The organism is Novosphingobium rhizovicinum (assembly GCF_040813635.1).
Lineage (GTDB): Bacteria > Pseudomonadota > Alphaproteobacteria > Sphingomonadales > Sphingomonadaceae > Novosphingobium > Novosphingobium rhizovicinum.
The window spans coordinates 1-2,500 of record NZ_JBFNXR010000054.1; the positions used below are offsets into that span (position 1 = coordinate 1).

Below are 2,500 nucleotides of genomic sequence, written 5' to 3' on the forward strand. Positions count from 1 at the left end.
TGAATGGGTTTGATCGATACGAGTTACGCGCCTGCTTCAATGCCTGGCGACGTCCTACTCTTCCAACGCTTGAGCGTTAGTACCATTGGCGCTGTCAGGTTTCACGGCCGAGTTCGAGATGGGATCGGGTGGGTCACTGACGCTATGGCCACCAAGCAATGGAGCGGGCGCGTTTCGTATCGGGTTTTTAATCGATGTTTATCCGTGCATGTTCGATGTGTGTCTGGCTGGTTTCATCGTCCACCGACGCGTGCCTGCTGATTGGCAGGACTGTCGTTGATGGTGGGATTCTGCAAGCATGATCAGAGTGATTAGGACCGGTTAGCTCCATGCGTTACCGCACTTCTACACCCGGCCTATCAACGTGATGGTCTATCACGACTCGAAGATACCTAATCTTGAGGGAGGCTTCCCGCTTAGATGCTTTCAGCGGTTATCCCGTCCATGCATAGCTACCCTGCTGCGCGGCTGGCGCCACGACAGGTACACCAGAGGCATGTTCATCCCGGTCCTCTCGTACTAGGGACAACTCCTCTCAAGTATCGACGCCCACGGCAGATAGGGACCAAACTGTCTCGCGACGTTCTGAACCCAGCTCACGTACCACTTTAATTGGCGAACAGCCAAACCCTTGGGACCTGCTCCAGCCCCAGGATGTGATGAGCCGACATCGAGGTGCCAAACGATTCCGTCGATATGAGCTCTTGGGAATCATCAGCCTGTTATCCCCGGCGTACCTTTTATCCGTTGAGCGATGGCCCTTCCACGAGGGACCACCGGATCACTATGACCGACTTTCGTCTCTGCTCGACTCGTCAGTCTCGCAGTCAGGCAGGCTTATGCCATTGCACTCTTGCAGACGGTTTCCAACCGTCCTGAGCCTACCATCGCGCGCCTCCGTTACTCTTTAGGAGGCGACCGCCCCAGTCAAACTACCCGCCACAGAGGGTCCCAGCACCGGCTAACGGTGCGTGGTTAGACATCAGAAAACAACAGGGTGGTATTTCACCTATGGCTCCACGACAGCTGGCGCCGTCGCTTCAAAGCCTCCCACCTATGCTACACAGTTATTTCCTAATGCCACTCTGAAGCTGCAGTAAAGGTGCACGGGGTCTTTCCGTCTAACCGCGGGTACTCCGCATCTTCACGGAGAATTCAATTTCGCTGAGCATATCCTGGAGACAGTGGGGAAGTCGTTACGCCATTCGTGCAGGTCGGAACTTACCCGACAAGGAATTTCGCTACCTTAGGACCGTTATAGTTACGGCCGCCGTTTACTCGGGCTTCAATTCGGAGCTTGCACTCCTCCTCTTAACCTTCGAGCACCGGGCAGGCGTCAGACCCTATACGTCGTCTTGAAGCCGACTTAGCAGAGTCCTGTGTTTTTGCTAAACAGTCGCTACCCCCTGGCCTGTGCCCCCTCAACCTGCTTGCGCAAGCTGAGGGCCTCCTTCTTCCGAAGGTACGGAGGCAATTTGCCGAGTTCCTTCAGGATACTTCTCTCAAGCGCCTTGGTATACTCTACCTGACCACCTGTGTCGGTTTCGGGTACGGTCTATACGGTGGGGCTATTTCCTGGAACCACTTCGAAGCCTGACCAATCCAATAAGGTCAGACAACACACGTGATCCGTCACACACCACCAGGCCCACGAATATTAACGTGGTTCCCATCGACTACCCCCTTCGGGCTCGTCTTAGGGGCCGGCTCACCCTGCTCAGATTAGCTTTAAGCAGGAACCCTTGGTCTTTCGGCGAGAGGGTATCTCACCCTCTTTGTCGCTACTCATGTCAGCATTCGCACTTCCGATACGTCCATGGTCGGTTACCCTTCCACTTCACTCGCTTACGGAACGCTCCGCTACCGCGTGATCGTAAACGATCACACCCTAAGCTTCGGTGCATCACTTGAGCCCCGTTACATTTTCGCCGCAGGAACCCTTATTTAGACCAGTGAGCTGTTACGCTTTCTTTAAAGGATGGCTGCTTCTAAGCCAACCTCCTGGTTGTTTTGGGATTCCCACATGCTTTCCCACTTAGTGATGACTTGGGGACCTTAGCTGTAGGTTAGGGCTGTTTCCCTTTTGACGACGGACCTTAGCACCCGCCGTCTGTCTGCCGGACTAGACTCGATGGTATTCGGAGTTTGGTTAGGTTTGGTAGATCTCGCGACCCCCTAGCCCATCCAGTGCTCTACCCCCATCGGCAATCATCCGACGCTCTACCTCAATAGATTTCGCGGAGAACCAGCTATTTCCCGGCTTGATTGGCCTTTCACCCCTAAACACAACTCATCCGAGAATTTTTCAACATTCAACGGTTCGGTCCTCCAGTGCGTGTTACCGCACCTTCAACCTGGTCATGCCTAGATCGCCGGGTTTCGGGTCTAATTCATCGAACTCAGTCGCCCTATTCAGACTCGCTTTCGCTGCGCCTACACCTAACGGCTTAAGCTTGCTCGATAAATTAAGTCACTGACCCATTATGCAAGAGGTACGCTG

The 2,500-nt window shown here is 54.1% G+C and carries 2 rRNA genes (1 of these 2 cut by a window edge); both read right to left on the reverse strand.

Annotated features, from left to right (window positions below):
- Window positions 1-41 precede the first annotated feature (41 nt).
- A 5S ribosomal RNA gene (gene rrf / locus ABUH87_RS16550) occupies window positions 42-156 on the reverse strand.
- A 135-nt stretch (window positions 157-291) separates the two neighbouring features.
- Window positions 292-2,500 (reverse strand): 23S ribosomal RNA (locus tag ABUH87_RS16555); it runs 599 nt beyond the window's last position.